This window comes from Anaerolactibacter massiliensis (genome assembly GCF_900290205.1).
Lineage (GTDB): Bacteria > Bacillota_I > Bacilli_A > Erysipelotrichales > Erysipelotrichaceae > Bulleidia > Bulleidia intestinalis.
Genome location: NZ_OLMH01000002.1, coordinates 1,958,589 through 1,979,424, shown reverse-complemented (window position 1 = coordinate 1,979,424; position 20,836 = coordinate 1,958,589). Strand labels below are relative to the sequence as shown.

At 45.3% G+C, this 20,836-nt stretch carries 21 protein-coding genes; all 21 read left to right on the top strand.

The features are described from left to right. Nucleotides 1-137 precede the first annotated feature (137 nt). The 21 genes from lysS (at nt 138) to C7E00_RS12855 (ending at nt 20,783) form a co-directional block, all read left to right on the top strand. Nucleotides 138-1,787: a lysine--tRNA ligase gene (gene lysS / locus C7E00_RS12945; protein WP_275656066.1), complete on the top strand. Its 1,650-nt coding sequence runs from the start codon at nt 138-140 to the stop codon at nt 1,785-1,787. 252 nt (nt 1,788-2,039) lie between these two features. Then, on the top strand, nt 2,040-3,485 hold the full coding sequence (locus C7E00_RS12940; RefSeq protein WP_105304653.1) for a hypothetical protein: 1,446 nt from the start codon (nt 2,040-2,042) through the stop codon (nt 3,483-3,485). A gap of 25 nt (nt 3,486-3,510) precedes the next feature. Continuing rightward, nucleotides 3,511-3,687 (top strand): hypothetical protein, encoded by a 177-nt coding sequence (locus C7E00_RS16255; protein ID WP_167836603.1) that lies wholly within the window; start codon nt 3,511-3,513, stop codon nt 3,685-3,687. Between the two features lie 19 nt (nt 3,688-3,706). Beyond that, nucleotides 3,707-4,465, top strand: coding sequence for an AAA family ATPase (locus C7E00_RS12935; protein ID WP_105304652.1), 759 nt, complete (start codon nt 3,707-3,709; stop codon nt 4,463-4,465). Between the two features lie 2 nt (nt 4,466-4,467). Then, complete coding sequence (locus C7E00_RS12930; RefSeq protein WP_105304651.1) at nt 4,468-5,247, top strand: ParB/RepB/Spo0J family partition protein; 780 nt, start codon at nt 4,468-4,470, stop codon at nt 5,245-5,247. A 44-nt stretch (nt 5,248-5,291) separates the two neighbouring features. Next, entirely contained in the window at nt 5,292-5,657 is a 366-nt protein-coding gene (locus tag C7E00_RS12925; protein WP_105304650.1) for a hypothetical protein, read from the top strand. Further along, complete coding sequence (locus tag C7E00_RS12920) at nt 5,654-6,157, top strand: RNA polymerase sigma factor sigma-70 region 4 domain-containing protein (RefSeq protein ID WP_105304649.1); 504 nt, start codon at nt 5,654-5,656, stop codon at nt 6,155-6,157. The genes C7E00_RS12925 and C7E00_RS12920 overlap by 4 nt, the downstream gene beginning before the upstream one ends. A gap of 290 nt (nt 6,158-6,447) precedes the next feature. Then, entirely contained in the window at nt 6,448-6,573 is a 126-nt protein-coding gene (locus tag C7E00_RS16645) for a hypothetical protein (protein WP_275656065.1), read from the top strand. Next, the gene (locus tag C7E00_RS12910; protein ID WP_105304647.1) at nt 6,551-7,504 is read left to right on the top strand and encodes a DUF5688 family protein; all 954 of its coding nucleotides are present in this window, start codon (nt 6,551-6,553) and stop codon (nt 7,502-7,504) included. Before C7E00_RS16645 ends, C7E00_RS12910 begins: the two co-directional genes overlap by 23 nt. A 35-nt stretch (nt 7,505-7,539) precedes the next feature. Next, nucleotides 7,540-7,752 carry a hypothetical protein gene (locus tag C7E00_RS12905; RefSeq protein ID WP_105304646.1) on the top strand — a complete coding sequence of 71 codons (213 nt, stop codon included), beginning with the start codon at nt 7,540-7,542 and terminating at the stop codon, nt 7,750-7,752. Between the two features lie 169 nt (nt 7,753-7,921). After that, a complete protein-coding gene (locus tag C7E00_RS12900) occupies nt 7,922-8,128 on the top strand; it encodes a hypothetical protein (RefSeq protein ID WP_105304645.1) in 207 nt (68 codons plus the stop codon). Between the two features lie 116 nt (nt 8,129-8,244). After that, the gene (locus tag C7E00_RS12895; protein WP_167836601.1) at nt 8,245-14,220 is read left to right on the top strand and encodes a VaFE repeat-containing surface-anchored protein; all 5,976 of its coding nucleotides are present in this window, start codon (nt 8,245-8,247) and stop codon (nt 14,218-14,220) included. 64 nt (nt 14,221-14,284) lie between these two features. After that, nucleotides 14,285-14,971 carry a mucin-binding protein gene (locus C7E00_RS12890; RefSeq protein WP_135358229.1) on the top strand — a complete coding sequence of 229 codons (687 nt, stop codon included), beginning with the start codon at nt 14,285-14,287 and terminating at the stop codon, nt 14,969-14,971. A 91-nt stretch (nt 14,972-15,062) separates the two neighbouring features. Beyond that, a complete protein-coding gene (locus C7E00_RS12885; RefSeq protein WP_167836600.1) occupies nt 15,063-15,716 on the top strand; it encodes a class B sortase in 654 nt (217 codons plus the stop codon). A 19-nt stretch (nt 15,717-15,735) separates the two neighbouring features. Continuing rightward, entirely contained in the window at nt 15,736-16,836 is a 1,101-nt protein-coding gene (locus C7E00_RS12880) for a hypothetical protein (protein WP_105304641.1), read from the top strand. Between the two features lie 47 nt (nt 16,837-16,883). Next, nucleotides 16,884-17,603: a CPBP family intramembrane glutamic endopeptidase gene (locus C7E00_RS12875; RefSeq protein ID WP_105304640.1), complete on the top strand. Its 720-nt coding sequence runs from the start codon at nt 16,884-16,886 to the stop codon at nt 17,601-17,603. Nucleotides 17,604-17,653: 50 nt separating this feature from the next. Next, nucleotides 17,654-18,358: a hypothetical protein gene (locus tag C7E00_RS12870; RefSeq protein WP_105304639.1), complete on the top strand. Its 705-nt coding sequence runs from the start codon at nt 17,654-17,656 to the stop codon at nt 18,356-18,358. Between the two features lie 33 nt (nt 18,359-18,391). Then, nucleotides 18,392-18,913: a DUF4256 domain-containing protein gene (locus tag C7E00_RS12865; protein WP_105304638.1), complete on the top strand. Its 522-nt coding sequence runs from the start codon at nt 18,392-18,394 to the stop codon at nt 18,911-18,913. Between the two features lie 120 nt (nt 18,914-19,033). Further along, a complete protein-coding gene (locus C7E00_RS16250) occupies nt 19,034-19,171 on the top strand; it encodes a hypothetical protein (protein ID WP_167836599.1) in 138 nt (45 codons plus the stop codon). Then, a complete protein-coding gene (locus C7E00_RS12860) occupies nt 19,152-20,183 on the top strand; it encodes an ArdC family protein (protein WP_105304637.1) in 1,032 nt (343 codons plus the stop codon). The genes C7E00_RS16250 and C7E00_RS12860 overlap by 20 nt, the downstream gene beginning before the upstream one ends. An 18-nt stretch (nt 20,184-20,201) precedes the next feature. Next, the gene (locus tag C7E00_RS12855; RefSeq protein WP_105304636.1) at nt 20,202-20,783 is read left to right on the top strand and encodes a hypothetical protein; all 582 of its coding nucleotides are present in this window, start codon (nt 20,202-20,204) and stop codon (nt 20,781-20,783) included. Nucleotides 20,784-20,836 lie beyond the last annotated feature (53 nt).

Genomic DNA, 20,836 nt, shown 5'->3' with positions numbered 1-20,836 from the left:
AAGAACTCCGGAGCATACCGCAGACCGGCGTTATGGCACAATGAGGCATCATGATCCGCATGATGCGAAGCAGGGTGGTACCACGAATGACTCTCGTCCCTGACGATGAGAGTCTTTTATACATGGAGGGATTGGATATGTCTGAAGAAATGACAAAAGAAGAAAAGGCCAGACTCAAGGAAGAGCGCCGCAAGGCATTTGAAGCTGCCCATCCGGAACTTGCTGCAAAACGCAAGGAGGCAGAAGAAAAGAAGAATAAAGTCAAAGATAAGATTGCAAAGCTGGCGGAGAATGCTGAAGAGCTTTCGCTGACCGACCAGGAGGCTTCCAGAAGAGAGAAGATGGAAGAACTGCGGAAGATGGGCATTGATCCTTTCGGACATGCTTACAAGCGTACGCATGAGTCTTCTGAAATCTTTGCTCAGTATGGCGGCATGACTGCCGAAGAGCTGAATGAGAAGAATGCCGAAGTATCCATTGCCGGGCGCATCATGTCCAAGCGCCGCATGGGCAAGCTCGGATTCATGCATCTGCTGGACCGCGATGGCAGGATTCAGGCAGTCGTGAATGAACGCATTGTCGGAGAAGATATCTACAATCTGTTCAAGATGGCTGATCTCGGCGATATCATCGGCGTCAAGGGCAGAGTCATCAAAACGCAGACCGGCGAGCTTTCCATCGAGGTGCATGAGTATACCCATCTCAGCAAGGCATTGCGCCCGCTGCCGGAGAAGTATCATGGACTGACTGACAAGGAAGAGCGCTATCGCAGAAGATATCTGGATCTGATCATGAATGATGACAGCCGCAGGATCGCGATTCTGCGCCCGCGGATCATTTCGGCGATCCGTCACTATATGGACAGCCAGGGATATATTGAGGTTGAAACCCCGATTCTGCAGCCGATTCTCGGGGGAGCAAATGCAAAGCCGTTCATCACGCATCATAATGCGCTGGACAAGGATTTCTATCTGCGCATTGCCACGGAGCTCCCATTGAAGCGTCTGATTGTCGGCGATCTCGAGAAGGTCTATGAAATCGGCCGGGTATTCCGGAATGAGGGCATGGATCTGAAGCATAATCCGGAATTCACGACGATGGAAGCGTATTGTGCTTATTCTGATCTTTCCGGAATGATGGAACTCAATGAGAATCTCTATGAATCTGTCGCCATGGAAGTGTTCGGAAAGACAGACTTTGAATTCATGGGTCAGCAGATTTCTCTGAAGGCTCCGTTCAAGAGATGGAACATGGTAGATGCCGTCAAGGAAGTGACCGGTGTCGACTTCTGGCAGCCGATGAGTGTGGAAGATGCACTGAAGCTAGCGAAAGAGCATAATGTTGAAGTCGAACCTCATCAGCGCACGGTCGGCAATATCATCAGTCTGTTCTTTGATCAGTTCTGCGAAGACAAGATCGTTCAGCCGACCTTCATCTGGGGGCATCCGATCGAGATTTCTCCGCTGGCGAAGAAGAATCCTGATGATCCTCGCTTTACCCAGCGCTTTGAACTGGAGATCTGCGGCATTGAAATGGATAATGCCTTCACAGAGCTCAATGATCCGATTGACCAGAAGAAGCGGTTCGAAGCACAGCTCGAAGCGAAGAAGCTTGGAGATGAAGAAGCTTCTGAGATGGATGAAGACTATGTCGAAGCACTGGAATATGGCCTGCCTCCGACTGGCGGCATCGGGTTCGGCATTGATCGATTCGTGATGCTGCTGACAGGATGCGATTCAATCAGAGATGTTCTTCTGTTCCCGACAATGAAACCACGTGAAGATTAGCGCATAAATAAGCCATTTTTGAGACCGTACCACAAATCGTACCACAAATTTTTACCACATATGGCCAGTTATGGAGATTTAGTGGAAAAAAAGGTTTCTCAGTTTTGAGCATTTTTGCATAAAAATATTCACCATAAATATCCATAAGTGAGTCGATTTTTCCGGCTCACTTTTTTTGGTGAAAAACTATGAAGCGCAACAATGAAACCCTCGTAAAATTATCGGATTTTGAACAGGGAAGGAGAGAAATCTATGGGGAAAAACGATACATTTTATTTCCTGAAAGTCGAATTGGGAATTGATACTTGTGAAGAGGTGGCAGCGATTGAACGGCTGAAGCACGGACCGGAGTATTTATGGTTATGGATCCGGCTCGCTCTGAAATACGCAAACTATGGGGGTGTTCTTTGCCGTCGAATCGGTGAGCAGGTACTTCCTGTAACAGCTGATGATCTGGAAGCGGAGATGAAGGGCGGCTTTACGGATGTCTCTATCAAAGATGGCGTAGCGACCTTGATCCAGGGATCATTGATCTATATCAACTCGGATGGATTCATGGCGATTACCGGACTGACGATCTCCGGAGATCCTAAGGAACCTACGCTTCATAAGCAGAACAGCAATACTGACGTTGTTCGACCGCTGAGTATAGGAAATGATACGAAGAGTGCTGTTTATCAAAGAGAGCGCAGAAAGCAGTTAAAGGAAGGTGATAAAAAGTTGCAGCTACCTGCGCCAGAAAAGCCAATGATGTCATATGCGGACATTGCTAAGAAAGCAGGCTGCATTAAGCAGACAGTCATCAATCATATAAAGCGGTTAGGGTGGGAAAGTCATATTGTTACAATGGGCCAGAAGAAGATGGTTCCGGAAAGCATTTCCAGATTTTTGATATGCAAAATCACCGGAAAAAACATCACCCCTGAAATCATAGAAGCACTGCGGATAGATGGTTTAGACACTTATCACTTAGACGGTTTAGACGGTTATCATTCACCATCTAAGACTATCTATTTACCGTCTAAGGAACCGTCTAAGACCGTCTATGAACCGTCTAAGGAAGGTGCAGAAAACCCGCATAAACAATGCGAATTAGACGGTTTTATCAAACGAAAACCGAGTGAAAGCTTTGATGATAACCATCCTCTTTTTGAGAGTAAAGAGAATAAGAATATACAGGAGTATATTAAGGAGACCGTCCAAAACCGTCAAAGGCTGAATGAACTGTATCGTGTGGGTTTTGATCAGGAACCATCCACTTCAGAACTGTCTCTGCTGATCGAACTGCTGAAAACAACGGACTACAGCTTATTGCTGCATAATCTCAAAACGACCAGAAAATATCATGGCGAGAATCTGGCATATACAACTGCCTGTCTGCAGAGGTGTTTTGAAAGCGGCCTGAATGGCTTTGATGATCTTCCGGACAGAGAAGTTGTGGATCCGGTACGGGATATCGACAGCGTGATACAGCTTATCCGGCAGGGAGTTGACGATCCGGACAAACAAAACGAGTTGGAGAAACTGTGCAGGTATTATGCACCGCTGTACTCCGACTCGGAACTGATCGAAGCTGTCAGATCAGCGGAAATATATCAGGCATATGATCCGAAATCGTTTAGGATGTTTGTTCAGCTTGGCCCAAACGGTTTTGAGGAAATCGACAATCGTATGCGGCTCCTGAAAATGAGGGAATGAATTGCAGGAAAAGAGGTGTTGAGGAATGGTCGTATTAGTCGCACTGATCATGATCGCCGGAGGATTCTTTCTGGGTCTGTTTGATGACGTTGAAGTCGAAAATGAGGAATCAGAATACGAAATGAATCTCCGGGATGATGTTCAATTTGATCCATGGGCTGATGAGTGGTATGGGCATGGTCCATGGTGGAAGAAATGGTAATAACCAGGAAAGGTGAGGAATGATGATAAGAGCAATATTAACCGTAAAAGGTGGTGTGGGGAAAACAACGACCGCAATGAATCTGGCCGCCGGATTCGCTTATGCTGGCAGAAAGACACTGCTGATCGATTTCGATGGTCAGGCAAACCTGTCGAACATTTTACTTCCGGATATCACGCCGGAGAAGACAATCACCGATGTAATGGCAGGGGAAGCTAATATCCGGGATTGTATCTATCCGACCAGAGTTCGGAATCTGGATATCGTTCCATCCAGCATCTACCTGTTTGCAATTGAGAGGAGAATGTTGCAGGAGACAGCAGGAATCCAGCAGTTCAAACTGAGGAGGGCACTGAGAGATCTGAAGGAATATGAAGAGATCGTGATTGATAACAATCCTTCACTGAACATGTGCAGCACAAATGCGTTATGTGCCTGTGATGAAGTGATCATTCCGACAGTTGCGGATAAGGGATCAGAAGATGGTATTGTTCTGACGCTTGACCACTGTAAGGAGATCCTCGAACAGATCGATGGGGTTGATTTCAATTACAGGATCCTGATCACAATGCTTCAGAGAAATAATACCGACAGGCAGTACTGCGAAAGAATACGTGAAGCCTATGGGGATAATCATGTGTTCAGATCACAGATCAGATTTCAGTCAAAGCCGGTCAAGGATGCCGGATTCCAGAGTGGGATATTGATTGATAATCAGAAGGCAAACGTTGCACAGGATTACAGAGACTTCATTGAAGAAGTCATGGGGGAGGCATAAAGATGGGACTGCTTACAGACCGTGAAAAAGGATTACTGAATCAGGATAGTATTGAGGAAGCCAGGAAAGGAAAGATCGTCTATCTGGATCTTGAAGACATTCGCCTCAATCCGGAAAATATCTGGACTGTCAACGATGAAGAGATCCGGATCAAAAGACAGAGCATTGAAGAGGTTGGTCTTTTACAGCCACTGCTGGTCAAAAAGACGCAGAACGGCTATCTGCTGAATACAGGCCACAAGAGATACCTGGCAATTGAGCAGATCACCAGAGAGGGTGGAGATTATATGTATCTTGGCCGGAGACTCAAAGGACTTGTGCCCTGTCAGTATCTGGATGAGTCGTTGGATGAAGATGAATTCGGATTGATCGCCATCTGCAGCAATGCTCATCATCCGGACACCAAAGAAGAGCGGCGGGAGAAGGTGTGGCAACTTCACCAGTACTATCAAAAACTGATCCAGGAAGGGAAGAAACCTGCCGGTCGAGAACGCGAGTGGATCACGGAGATGACAGGAATCTCTGATGGGACTGTAAAGGGGATCCTTGCCTATTTCAATTCTGACGAAAAGATCCTAAATGGTGAGGATAAGAGATTTCTTTGGAAATCAGAAAAGGAAAAGGATGTAAATGAAGTTGTTACCAAGAAACTGAAAAACGTCAACAAATACCTGACCAACGTAGATCTGACGGTGCTGACTGATTATGAACGTCAGAACTTAAATGAACTTTTGCGAGAGGTTCAGGATACATTGGAGGCACTGATATATGTGCGATCCTGAATGAGTGCTGTTTGGGGCAATTTGCCCCAAAGTAGGAGAAGACTATGACTTTATACGATGAACTACTTTCGGCGGCAGAAAAGATCAATGAATATGCTTTGACAATAGAAATTGATAATAACCCGGCGATCATTACTAATCTTAAGAGGGAAAATTTTCGCCTTCTTAAAATGGCTGATGACTATAAAACCAGTCTGCTGCAATATGAAACAATGCAGCGCAATGCCATGTATATAGAACGAATGCTGTTTTATGAATTGCTGAGACAGAAAGATGAGCTGTTTCTTGAAAAGATCAAACCGGTAATTGGTGAAGAGGATTTTGAATGGCGAGCAAAACATCAAATGTTTACAGATCAGGAAATATCTTCTGCAATGTCTGCAGTGATAAAGAAAGAGGCGACGGTATGAGGACATGGAATGAAATCATCAGTCAGCCAGGAACAGGGGAAGAACGGCTGGAAGACTTCCTGGAGTTGTGGGCAGATATCATGAGTGTATATGATTCAGTTCCGATTATGTCCTTTACTACCGATAACTATTGCGCGGTGCCCAATGGTAAATACCAGCGTAGTTATTTTCCGGTAAATACGGCATCAATCATTAAAGTCCCGCAATCGGATACTGTGACAATGAAACTAAGCAGCATAACGGAAATGATCAATGAAGATGATGTTAACTTTGACCGCATAAAATCGTGGGCAGAAATATTCAATAAGGAATTGAACAGGGAAGAAAGAGCTGTGATTGTCAGGAGATATTTCTATCATGAGAACTACTCAAAAATAAGTCGGAAGTGTTCCTTTTCAGTCAGAAGCTATTATCGGCTATTAAGCTCAGCAAAGAAGAAAATGATAGATGCGTTTTCTTTGAATCTATACGATGTGTATGGATGCCCGATTCTTCAATAAAAAGAGTTTGTAAACTAACGTTTATAAATATGTTGGCAAAAACTCTTACACTTTTTGCCAAATTTGGATGAGAAAAGATGGCAAACATTGCCTAGTTTTCGAGAATATAATGCTATCGTATCAGAATGAATGGTGAACCCATCATTCATAGGTACAATCTTCAGTCACTCCCCCACACTTGACTTGAAGGTGCAAACGGTTAATAGATGCTCAGGCATCAGGAACGGGATCCTGCATTAATTCCCCACGTGCAGGATCTTTTCTTTTGTGGAAGAAGAGAGGAAAGAAAGATGGAAATTCAGAAAATGGATGAAGAAATGCTGTACAAACGGTTGAAGTACTATCAGTCGCAATTAACTGATCTGGAAAAAACCGAGAAGGAGGAAGAGCATAATGCCGGCGATGAACTTCAATGAGTTTACAAAGTATGTGTCAGAAACGATTAAAGGATATCTTCCTTCAGAGTATCAGGACGGTATTGTTGCAGTTGAGCCGGTCAGGAAACTGGGCAGTAGCTATACGGGCTTAACAGTACGTGTGCCGGAAATGAGAGCCACTCCAACAATTAACCTGGAACAGTACTACAAAGAATTTGTGAAAGGCAGTGAAGCAAAATTTCTTATGCGTGAAATGGCACAGGTTATCATGACGCATTCTTTGGGGACAGATTATGAATGGATTACAGATTATGAGAAGGCAAAGGATAAACTCTTCATTCGTGTCAGTAACGCTGCACGAAATGAACAGATGCTTGAGACTGTACCACATAAGATCAAAGAGGATCTTGTCATGACCTGTCACGTACTGGTCTCCAAGGATCGTGGCATCGCCAGTACCGTAGTGAATGACAATCTGATGAAAGCATATGGCATTACAGAGGATAGATTATTCAAGGATGCTATTGATAACAGTCAGAAACTGTTCCCGATAAGAATACAGTCACTCGAAGCAATGATCTTTGATATGGCTTCTGAAGAAGGGCTGGAGGCTCCGAAAAACAATAAGAATAATATGCTTGTAGTCACAAATGATCAGACAATCAATGGTGCTGCTGCGTTGTTTTATCCAGAGGCAATGGAGAAGATTGCGGATATGATCGATGGTGATTTTTATGTCATTCCATCGAGCATCCATGAATGCCTTGTTATACCGGAATCAACACAGGTCTCATATCAGCATCTTGAATCGATGCTGCAGGAAGTGAATTCAGCAATGGTCGCTGTTGAAGAACAACTTTCAGATCATATTTACCATTATGACAGCACTGATAAGACATTTGAGTTGGCAGAAGATTACGCATACCGACTGCAGAATGAGAATCAGCTTTCTGCAGTAATGGCTGCGTGACGATGTTTGGGGCAAATTGCCCCAGGAGTATCAATATGATCGATTTGAAGAATGAGCAGGGGCAGTTCCTGCAGGACCTCTGTGATGTCAATGGCAGAAGTCTCCGTATCCGAAATGATGGGTATTTGGAGACAGCAGATATTTACGACGGGTGTGACAGACAGATGTTTCAGACGGTAGAAGAAGCTATCCGGTGGGAAGCCGGTTATATCCGGGCAAGAGAATACATTGAATCCTTATGCATGTAGAGTTATCAACACAAGATTGTGGAAAACAATGACTGAATTTGCGCACGAGTTTCAAAACTGACAAATATAGTTCAATGAAATTTGTGCATTATTTTCAACACCAGCAAATATAGACATTTGTTATGTGCTTCGGGCCTTGCTAGTATTCCTGTGCAAGGAGGTAATGAACATGGCTGACATTATTACCGTTACAGATGAAATGACCGAACCGGAGAAGGAAAAAGCAAGAGCGCATAACAGAAAGCTTATGTATAAGCAGATGGAGGAAGAAGATAAAAAAAGGGAAAAGATAGAAATGACTCCAGAGGAAGAAACTCATGCAAAGGAGTTGATCCGTAAGTTACTGCGCGAAGCATTGCCGGAACTGGAACTATGAAACAGTAAATGGAATACGCATGTATGCAGAGATCATTTATCAGGTCTCTGCATTTTAATTATGGCAAGTGTCAGGCCGGCAGCCTGATTGGATATAGAAGAGAAGAAGGAGGCTACATGAAGGAAAGAAAAAGAAGACCGGATCTTTTGAGAAGGCTTGGAACGGTATCTCTGGCTTTACTGGTAACATTCTCATCGGTGAATCATTCAGTATTTGCGGAAGACGAAGAGAATAATACTGAAGAGACCCAGGAGACTACCGAACAGTCTGTCTTGGAAGAAACGGCAAATCCTGAGGAAGCAATCGAACCAGAAGTCACAGAAACAGCAGAACCGGAGGAGCCAGTTCCGGATGAGAAGGAATCATCGGAAGCAGTGGAAACTGTGGCGCCGGAAGAAGAAGTTTCTCCGGAACCGGTGGTAACACAGGAAGAGAACACAGAAGCGGAAGAATTGGAACTGCCGATAGAGGAGATCGAGTCAGAAAATACAGATTCCATTGAAGAGATCCAGGAGGAAACTGTTGAAGAAACCGAGGAAGTGGATGAGTCTCCACTTTTTGTTTATGAAGCGAAAGACGCCGCGGATATGGCATCTGCAGTGGCTGGCCTGAGTGATGATGACAGTCGGCGTCTTGTGGCAAATACTGAGGATGATCTGAGTGAAATACTTGATGTTGAAGGAACAGCGGTCTATTACGAAGGATCTTACATTATCAGTCTGGAAGATGCCGGAAATGTCGATGATGCAATGGTGACAATTTCTTCACTGACAGATGCATCTCCAGTCAGAGATGAGCGGATGGAACTGTGTGCTGATGATCTTCTGATTCAGGCTGGTCATTATACAGAAAACCAAAGACTACAGCATCTGCAGAATATCAGTGAAACCGGATCATATGTGGCACTGATCGATACAGGTGTTAATGGATATAACGTGGATTCCATCAATCTGACCAGTGATCCGGATGGTGACAACAATGGTCATGGAACAATGATGGCTGAAACGATTCTGAATGCATCAGATGGAAGGGCAAAGATTCTTTCAATCAAGGCGTTCAATGATGATGGTACAGCATCATTGTCCAATATCTATGCGGCAGTCAGATATGCGATCGAAGCGGATGTGGATATCATCAATATTTCCGCAGCAATGCCAGACTCTGAAAACACCAGGGCAGTTAAAGAGATTCTGACAGAGGCAACTGATAAAGGAATTACAGTTGTTGTCGCGGCTGGAAACAGAGGTACTGATGCCAGTGGCTATTTTCCTGCAAATATGGGTAACGTGATTACTGTCGGTGCAGCAACCAATAAAGGACAGGTAGTGATCAATTCCAATTTCGGCAGCTGCGTCGATTACTACGTTACAGCACTCTCCACATCTTTTGCGGCTGCGAGAATGACTGGCTATCTGGTGACTGGAAATACAGACAGAGAAGATGTTTTCCGGTGGATCATGCCGGAAACTGAAATCCGTCCGGAAGATTATATGGATATCAATTCCGACGAATATAAGCGGATGAAGATCGCAGGCTGCTGGGATGAAGAAGGTTGTTATCTTTCTGCGGCACATGACTGGTGGCTTGCGGATTTAGGAGTATATCTAACACACATATCTGCAGTAGATGGAACCTTCATGTGCTATGAAAGAGGGCATGCATTTGTTGCCAGCAGATATCACTATGCCGGTCCGGCTTCATCTGACGATGGAATTCTTGCTGCATGGGGTTATGCAACAGGTGACGGTCCAGGGACTAATTTTGAGCGTGCACAGAGAGCAATCTGGGGACAGGACAGGGAAGCAGCACTGGCTGATGCATATGCTTGGGCTGCTTCCATATCCGGAGGAACGGCAGTACATGCCCAGCCTTCTTTTGATGCAAGTTCAAAGAATTATATTCCCGGACAGGAAGTTGTATTCCGTGGTAACAGTGATGTCAGCGAATATGGGTACTATGTGACTAATGTATCTGTATCAGGTGGCGATGATATCAAGACAAGTGACGTTTCTGCAAGGATCTCTGGAAACAATCTCTATGTGACAGTGAGTGAGCAGGCAAATGAAATGCCGGAGACAGTAACGATTACTGTAGATACGGATCTGCCGGATGAACCGGGATCTTTTACTTGTGACAGTGCATATTTCACATCGGAAGTGGACTCTCAGGGAATGCTGTATGCAGGCAGAGTCGATGGTACACCGGGCAAAACATATGACTCCGTGAAAGTAACGCTCAAACTTGGGATCCATGGCGGATATGAAGTGTTCAAAATCGATGCGGATCGCATGGACACACCGGGACAGGGTGATGCAACACTCGCTGGAGCCGAATTTACACTGTATAACCGCCGCAATGGCAGGAAGGTGAAGACCATTACCACTGACGCGGAAGGACACGCTACAACAGGCTCAAACGGCCTGAAATGGGGCGATTATGAAGTGAAAGAGACCAAAGCGCCGGAAGGGTATTATCTGAATGAGGAATGGATCGACAGTTTTGATGTCAGAGAAAACGGGCATATGTATTCTGACTTCTCCCACAGTGATGAAGGGAAAATCATTGATGAAGTATGGCGTGGCGGAATCAAGGTCATCAAGCATGATTCTGACAATAAGGAACAGAAGCCGCAGGGTGATGGAACCCTGAAAGGAACAGAATATTCTATCTATAACATTTCAAAGGAAGACATCATTGTAGATGGCAATCGGATCGGTCACCAGGGAGACTCTTCCATTTCTGTTAATGGGGTAAGCGTAACCTATGGTGAAGACAACCTGGTAATGACACTCATCACGGATGAGAATGGTGAAGCCGCTACAGGGACTGATGTGCTTCCATATGGAACATACCTTGTTCTGGAGACAAAAGCCCCGACAGGATATCTGATTGAAAATGATGCAAATCCTTCAGTGACTGGTATTGCGGAAATCGTTACAGTCCATACACACAGCGAAATTGTCACAGCCGAAAAGTTGTTTGATGACATCATCCGAGGTGGCGTCCGTTTCCAGAAAGTGGATCTTGAACGAAAGAAGTATGAAGCCCAGGGTGATGCAGCACTGGATGGTGCAGAGATTCGGATCTATAACATCTCTGAGCATTATGTGTATGCGACGGAGGATCAGGAAACATCCGGATTCCATTGGGTAGAAACAGGAGAGGAAGTAACCGCTGGTAATGGCCATGTTGATATTCTCCATGGCATTGAAGATCCGCGCTCTTTTGAAGGAGCAGAACTGGTCGCTGTACTCACGACAGATGCAGAAGGCCGTGCAGGACTTGGAAAAGAAGCGCTGCCGTATGGAACTTATATCGCAGTCGAGACAAAGCCTTCCAGAGGCTACACTCTCAATACCGACTGGCGTGTTATCTTTGAGATCCGCGAAGATGGAAAGATTCTTGATTTCACCGACAGTAATAACGAGAACCTGTTATTGCAGCAGGTGATCCGCGGCGATGTCAGAGTGTTCAAAGAAGATCTGGAGCTGGCAGAACTGAACGGTGTGGACAGAAGCAATTATCTGGACGGCGGATACAAGGGCGGCGAAGCTGCTCATCAGGATGGAGAAGTCAATCCTTCCCAGGCAATTGGTGGCAAGGCACACAATGCACTGAGGACAGCTCATCTAAATAACATCGAGTTCACGATTACCAATGTATCTACACTGTCTGTTCTTTCTGATGCCGGAACATTGCAAGAGTTCCAGCCAGGTGAGATGGTCACCGTGATCAAGACTTATTACAACGATGAAGTTGGTGCTTACATTGCAGAAACGAAAGATAAGGCACTGCCATACGGTACATATACGATTCAGGAGACAAAGACAAACAATGCTTATCTTCTGACAGATGGTACACCGCGTACTTTTGAGATCGAAACAGACGGAGAGATCGTCACAACAGATAAGCAGACTCATCATAAATCTGTGGAAGGTGAGCGCATGATTTTCCGGAACCAGATCAAGCGCGGCGAATTTGAATTCGTTAAGATCCAGGGATACACAACGGAACGGATTCAGAGCCTCTGGGTTTTGGAGAATGCCACCAGCAATGAGAAGCATGTTCTGGTAACAGACCCGAACGGTGAATATCATTCCGCGGAGTTCGATCATTCTGACAATACAAATGCGAACGACTTCCTGCTGGATCAGATCGGAGACAACTACGAAACCATGATTAATCTGGACGCAGGACTGGCAGACGGCAGCATCACCGAATATCACGGTCTGTGGTTCGGACTTGGTGAAGATGGCGATATGGCCGCGGTCAATGATGAACTGAATTCCTTGCCGTATGGCCAGTACACGTTGCATGAAGTACGGACACCTTCTAATGACGGCATGGAACTGCAGAACTTCAGCTTCTATATCACCAGAGATCAGAAACTGGTCCATCTTGGAACAGTCACTGACTATGGCATTACGTTGTCCACTACGGCAAAGGATGCAGGATCCGGAACACAGACCGGAGCTCCTAGTACCAATACGCAACTGATCGATACAGTGAAGTACAACGGTGTAATGGATTATGGAACCTATGTACTGAAGACAAGCCTTGTCTACACCGATACAGGAGAACCAGTGTTGGACAGCAATGGGAAAGAAGTTACGAAGGAGACAACAGTCTCTCTGACAAAGCAGGCCGGGACGATTGATGTTACTGTGACGTTTGACTCTACACAGATGGCTGGCAGGAGCGTAGTCTTCTTTGAAGAGCTCTATGATATGGAAGGAAACCGAGTCTCCGGGCATACGGATCTGCTTGATACAAATCAGACGGTATCTTTTGCGGGAATCCAGACAACACTTGCGGATACAACGCCGACAGAAGAGGAATCCGGAACAGTGATCCTGACAGATACGGTTAAGTACAGTGGACTGATCGTTGGAAAAACATATGAGATGACCGGCACACTGATGAACAAGAAGACCGGAAAGCCGCTTGAAGGTGTAGATCCTGTTACAGTGGAATTCACCCCTGAAACGTCAGATGGCTCTGTGAATGTCATTTTTGAGGTTTCATCGGATCTTCTGAAGGGGAACACCACTGTTGTTGCGTTCGAAAGCTGCACACAGGATGGAATCGAAATCGCTGTGCATGCGGATATCAATGATAAGAATCAGACAGTGGAATTCAAGGAACCTGAGATTCATACAACGGCAACCGATCAGGAGGACGGAGATCATATCGTTAAGCCATCCGAACATACTGTTATCACTGATAGGGTTGAATACAGCAATCTTACTCCGGGCAAAGAATATAAATTGACAGGTGTACTGATGAATCAGGGAACAGGGAAGCCAATCGATGGATTGGATCCTGTTACAGTGGAGTTCACACCGACAACTGCAGACGGATATGTCACTGTAACATTTGAACTGGATACCACTCAGCTGAATAATCAGAAACTTGTTGTTTTTGAATATCTGTATCTTGGAGAAACAGAAATCGCAGCACATAACGATATCAATGACAAAGGGCAGACAGTGGAAGTAAAAGACAAGAAAACTCCACCAACACCAACGCCAACTCCTACTCCAACCCCGACTCCGGATACAAAACAGCCGGGAATCCATACAATGGCATACTCCGCAAAGGATGGTTACGACTATGTCGGTCCGGATGAGTCTGTGACAATCAAGGATATTGTTTATTACAGTAACCTGACACCGGGCAAGGAATATGAAGTCAGGGGCATTCTGCATCGGAGACATCCTGATGGTTGGGATATGGGAGAGCTTCTGTCTAATGGTAGCCCGGTAACGGCTTATACGGTATTCACACCGCAGGCGGAAAACGGAACGGTTGAACTGCAGTTCACATTCAACGCCAGCGCACTGAATGGTTACACAGCAGTCGTGTTTGAAGATCTGTATCAGGACGGTGTTCTGATTACAAGCCATGCGGACATCAGTGATGAGGATCAGGCAATTCTGATCAGCAGAAGCCCGAGATACCGCAGAAGAAGAATCAGTTGGGTACGGACAGGAGTCGGATCCAATATGATCATCTTCGGAGGTCTTGGAGCAGCTGCCGGTGCAGCACTGATCATCCTGCTTAGGAAAAGATCGAAGCTGAATAAGAAATAACTGAAGAAAGGGTAAAGGCGGCTGTGAGTCTCAAGCAGATAAACAGCTGCCTTTTTGGTGAAGTATGAAATGGAAATATATATTGCCGGCAGGCTTACTTGCCTGTGCAATGTTGAATGTACAGAATGTTTATGCTCAGGATCCGATTACATTTACAGATGAAAACGGTGAGAAGGTCAGCTATGGAGAGCAGAAGGAATGGACGAGGACTATTGAGTATGTTTTCCCTGATGACAGTGGCCGAAATCATACGGTATATCAGACGACTACCGGCAATGAAGTATGGATTACGGCCCAGAACGGAGCTGTTGAATATCACATCGGCAACAACGGTGAGTGCGGATGGGAAAGTGTATCAACCCCATATGTAGAGGGTTATACTGCGGATATTCAGATGATTCCTGATGTGGACCTCTATTGGCATCCTGATCAGGTTCGTAATGATCATGTGATCGTGACTTATACGCCTGTAATTACTGAGACAGAAAGTCCGACTGTGACAGCGACACCGGTACCAGAACAGGCAAAAGAATCTGAAGCACCATCTTCATCAAAGGAGACTAAGAGTGTAGAGGAAACACCAACTCCTCAGCAGTCAGAAGAACCGATTGAGATGGTAAAGGAAGAAGCAGAAGAATCTGGAATTAACTGGGCTGTCCCAGGAGCTCTGGCAATTGCTGGAGGCATTGGTGTAGCAGCATATTTTGTGATTAGGAAACTGAACATTTCCGACGATGAGGAAGACGAATAAAAGAAGATGGCTGCTTAATGCGGGAATCGCCGTGTTGGCAGCTATTATTGCGTTCTGTTTGTACAAAACTGTCCCCGAAGTTCGCTCGCAGATGAAATCCGCTGAGATCCAGAATCATGTCACCACAGTGATCGCAGCAAATAGAGAAGATACAAGTTATCCGTTCTCCGAAAGATTCTGGCAGGCACTTCATGATGAGAATACGGATTTCCGTGGGTACCTGATGTTTCAATCAGGACTAATCGAAGAGCCGGTAGTGCAGTCATTTGATAACGAAGACTATCTGCATAAAGCGTTTGATGGTGAATACGATGGTGCCGGAACAGTCTTTCTGGACAGCAGGGCATCGCTTGATTCAAAAAATCTGACTTTGTATGGGCACTATGTCTATTACGACAGCAATTCCAGATTCACGCCTTTGGAAAAACTGATGGATCAGGAAGGCTATGAGGACAATCAGACCGTTTTTCTTTTCCTGGAAGGAGAAGTCAGAACATATCTTGTCTCTTCCGTTCTGTTCATTACCGAAGAAGAGGCAGAATACTATGACTATTCCTGTCCGGACATGACAGAGTTTGAATATAGGGATTGGATCTCTTACATAAATATGAAGAATCTGATCGATCCTGTTGCCGGGAAGGTCAATGAGAAGGACAGGCTGCTTACGTTGCAAACATGTAAGAAGTGGGATCCATCACAGCGGATGCTTGTGATATGTAGGGAGATCAGCAGGCTCCCCTATTGAATTAAGAAAGGGAATGAGAATGGCAGATAATCTTAGAGAAAAGTATAGACAGATGAATTTCAACAGCCTGCAGATCACCCAGATTTTGGACGGCCAGGAAAAGGGGCTGGATACATCTGTTTATGAAGACAACCGGTTTGACTGGGAACAGATGGAGCAGATCAAACTTGGTCTGGAAGAGGGGCTTCGGATCACATATTATGCATATCCGGACATACCTGTAGCAGAGATGCGAAAGATCCGGAGTACTCTGAAAAAGGAAAAAGAACAAGAGGGTAATTCTCCGGAGAAACGAAAAACACTGATCAAAGGTGCATCCTCACTTCTTATGGCCGCAGGAGTAGTGTTTATCACTGCGATACTGATCGGCATTATATTCATGTTTAAAGACAGGGTGATGCTTTCTGTGCAGGATCTGTCACTGGTGCTGAAGGAAGAAGAGATTACTCTGGATTTCCAGCAGCAGTTTAATGCGGCAGACTACATCGAATCCTATACGAAGGGTAATTCTATTGAACTGATCCTGCCGGAGGATGTGGATACATCTGTACTTGGATCCCAATCAGTGACCTACTCACTTACGAATGGAGCGAAGACGATATCCAGGAATCTGATTATCAATATTGTGGACAGAGAACCTCCGGTATTGAAGCTGAAATACAGCAAAGTGACACTGCATGATTATGATTCATTTGATGGTCTCCAGTTTATTGACACAGCGACAGACAACTGTGACGGTGATTTGGCTGAGAGTGTATCCTTTGGTAGTTTGGACCGTGATCTTGAAAAGCAGAAGATTCACTATTCGATCACGGATTCTTCCGGCAATCTGTCTGAAGCAGATCTGCTGGTTGTCATAGATGAAAACCTGCCTGCAGAAGATCCGGCTGAAGAAGGCGAAGAAGGTGAGACGGAAGAGAAAGACACGGTTCCAACAGAAGTTCCTCAGCAGGAGCAGCCTTCAGCAACTACACAGCCAGAACAGCATGTACAGCAGGAATACGAAGAAACGAAGGTATATGAAGAGAATGGTGGCACTACAACATGCATTATTCATCATTACGCTAACGGCAGCACAACAGAAAGCTGTGAGTGGGTAGGACCATGGGAGGAATACTGATATAATTCATTTGTCACTGATTTGGTTACTGAGAAGGAGAAAGTACGATGTTTCAGTTTGGAGAAAGACACCCGGTCTTGTTTGAGATCGTTCTGGTCATTGCGGCATTCCTTGCCGCTGGGGTTTTTTCGCTGGTGGGTGCGATTCTCAATGTGCACCCCGCGCTGAGTTCCTCGGTCGGCAGGGTTCTGATCGGCGCGGCGCTGCTTGTGATTTATAATAGAGCGTTTACACGCGGCCGGCCTTTTAAGAACCTTCCAGCGGTCATTCCGGCGCTGCTGTTTGCCGCGTGGAATCTCTTTTACAATTTCAGTTCCGGGATGGTGTTCGGAGGAAGAAATTTCGTAATCGAGGCTTTGATCACTGCGTCGGCGCCGGCCATCTTTGAGGAAGTCCTTTTCCGGGGCATTCTGATCTATAACCTGAAGAAAAAGGGAACCGGCGCGCTTCCATGCTTGTTCATTTCCGCTGCTTTGTTCGCCGCAGCGCACCTGACCAATCTGGTCGGCCTCGATGTCGTCAGCGTTTCAGTACAGGTGGCATACTCTTTTGTGGTCGGCATGGTTTTCGCTGCCGTTTATCTTAAGAACAACAGCATCCTGCAGGTCATTGTCGCCCACTTCCTGATCGATTTTACACACAGCTTGTTCGTTGAGCAGCCCGCCTCGTCATCCGCGCCACAGTTGATTCTCTTTGGTGTTCTGCTGGTTGCGGAAGCGATTTATGCCCTGTGGCTGACCAAAGCAAAGAAGATTTCAGGCCGCTAAATTCAGGCTTGTAGGGATATCGTTAAATCGGTGTTTGTATAGGAGATTCTATGAACCAATTTGAAAGCAGACATTATATATTTCATTTCGGTGAAGCAACAAAAGCAGAACGGGATATAGAATCCATTGCCGATTATCAGGAGAGTTGTTTCCAACATATCTGCGCTGTTTTAGGTGTTACCCCGGAGTTCAAAATTGAATACTACCTTTGTGATTCTCCGGAGGAAGTGGGACGAATTTACGGAGACAATGATCCTTGCAATGGATTTGCGGCTCCGCCAAATAAGGTTTTTGCAGTGTACAATGAACAAATTCAATGCATCGGATTCCATGAAGATGCTCATCTGATCAGTTATGCAATCAACCGCCCTGACTGTCCGGCCATACGCGAAGGACTGGCAATGTATTTCGACCGGAAATGGTGGGGAATTCAGAATATGGATTGGGTCGGTTTCTATATTAAAACCGGTCGCTATATTCCCGTAAATCAACTGCTTGATAAGGAATACTTTTTCTCCCAGGAAAGTTCTATCACATATCCGATCATGGGGGCCTTTACTGAGTGGTTGATTTCCGTATATGGCATTAAACAGTTCTTGGAAATGTATCGAGAGCAAGATATGGAAGCGGCAATGAAGCGGGTGTACAATAAATCGCCGGAAGAATTAAGCCGAGAATTCATGAGTTTTATCAGTTTGTTTAAAACCGACGAAGCTATTGAAAAGAGAATTGAAACTAAGCTTTTGGAACAATGATTCCGACAACTTCCAGTTTCCGAGGGAACAAACATGTTGAAATTATTAGAAGCGAGATTTCAGAAAAACAAAAATCTTCATATGGAACTGAACTGGCCTGATGTGGAGAAACGTTTGCTTGCACATCCTGCATCCCTGGAGATATTGAGAAGGATGGAGGAAAGCGGCGGAGAGCCGGATACCATTGGCATTGACGAAAAGACAGGAAAGCTTATTTTCTGCGACTGTTCAAAGGAATCTCCTTCCGGACGCAGAAGCCTGTGTTATGACGAAAAGGCATTACAGGGGCGTACCAAAAACCCGCCGTCAGGCAGCGCCGAACGAAAGGCAAACGAGATTGGCATATCGATCATGACCGAGGAGCTGTATCGCCGTTTGCAAAGTCTCGGTGAATATGATTTAAAGACTTCAAGCTGGATTGCCACGCCGGAACCTATTCGCAGCAAGGGCGGTGCGCTTTTCTGTGAGAGACGTTATGGAACGGTGTTCACATTTCATAACGGAGCTGACTCGTACTATTCCGTACGCGGATTCAGAGGTTATATTCTCATATAAATTCTCGTTTGTAGGGGTGTAGAAACATACACAGACATCAAGATTTCTAACATCGTGTAAATGCGCAGCAAAACCTACTGCTGCGTTTTTTATGGGGCAATTTGCCCCGAAGGAGGAAAAATGGCTGAAAACATCGTCCTTTCAAAAAGTGACCTTTTGAGAGTAATTGATTCCATTGTCTTTGAAAGTGAGTTCCCTGATCCGGATCCGGAAGATATTGCGGAAGAGGTGGAAATTTATGCCGAAGGAACAGAGTAAATTCATTACGAAAACCAGGGAGCAGCTGTATGAGATGTTCATGAATTCTCTGAAAGAAGATACACTTCCATGGGAAAAGCCGTGGCGGGGTGGCGCGGAAATGAATCCGCTGAATCCAATATCCGGAACGAAGTATCATGGCGTGAACAGGATGCTGCTGTGGATGATCAGTGATATGAGAGGGATCGAAGACGGCAGATGGGCAACATTCAATCAGATTGCTGATAAAAACAACAAGTACCATCCTGGTCAGAAATGGCATTTGAATGCTGGAAGTAAGGGTGTTCCTGTTGAACTCTGGAAGATCCGAAAGGTCGGCACAAAGGAACTGATCGATTTTACGGAATATGAGAAGATCGTCCGCAATGATCCGGACCAGATTTCCAATTACACACTCTATTCCCAGATGTTCTATGTGTACAATTACTCGGATATCTCCGGTACACCGGAGATGAAACAGGAAGTATCCAATACAGTTGCCATTCCGGATCTGCAGGCATTCTGTGATGAAGTGCTGCAGAATATCGGAGTGGAAGTGATACATCAGGGAAACCAGGCATATTACAGACCATCGGAAGACAAGATCTATCTGCCAGATATCTCAAAATTCAGGACGGCAGAAGATTACTATGCGACACGTTTACATGAAACCGCTCATTCTACCGGTGCCGCCTCAAGGCTAAACCGTGATCTGAGCGGTATTTTTGGCTCCGAATCATATGCGAAGGAAGAACTGCGGGCAGAAATCGCCTCATCATTGCTGTTTACGGATCTGCGGTTACCGTCAACGGCACAGATGCTAGATAATCACAAAGCTTATGTACAGAGCTGGATTGCGGATCTTGAGAAGGATCCGCTGATTTTATTTCAGGCAATAAAGGACGCGGAGAAGATCTCGGATTATGTCCTGAAGAACGGTCCGGTTGCCCTGGAGAAGATCCGTGAGAATCAAAGAATGGAGGATCTCACCTTGGAACAGACACCTGTCATGGAACAGGTTTTTTCAATTTAGGAGGAGGAATAGATAGAAATGGAAAAACAGAAAGAATTCGACAGAACATCAGACGCATGCCTGGACTGTATTCACATGCTTGCCGTGATCGACGGCGCGAACTGGATGATTACAGATGTTGCTCACAAATACGCTGACTTTCTTACAGAGGATGATAAGAAGAAACTTGATGAGGTAAAAAGAGACCTTAAAGAGTGCACTCACAAAACAAACGCTGCATTGGAGGGCATCTTTTCAAAACTGAGTACGTTTATCCAGCCGGTGGCTTCTAAGCCTAAATACGAATCCTTTATCATCCCTCGTGAACTTATCGATTATGAAAATGACAAAAAGATTCTGCTTCATATTCCGGATGAGATGGAATACGGCGGCTACAGTACATGGTTTTCCAAGAAGTTTGTGACGGATGATCCTTCCGGAGAAATGCTTCAGGTCCGGATGTATCCGGATTGGGAGATCTCCATGTATCGGTATGAGAAAGAGGAGAACGGTAAGTATCACGCAGTTGAGATGAAGAAAGTCGCTGCTGAAAATCTTTTCCAGATGTTTTCTGCTTTGGAAGATGTAAATCAAAAGGATGACCTTGCGGCATCTCTGTAAAGATGGATCAGATATCTTTGGGGCAAATTGCCCCAAAAAAAGAAGGGAGAAGA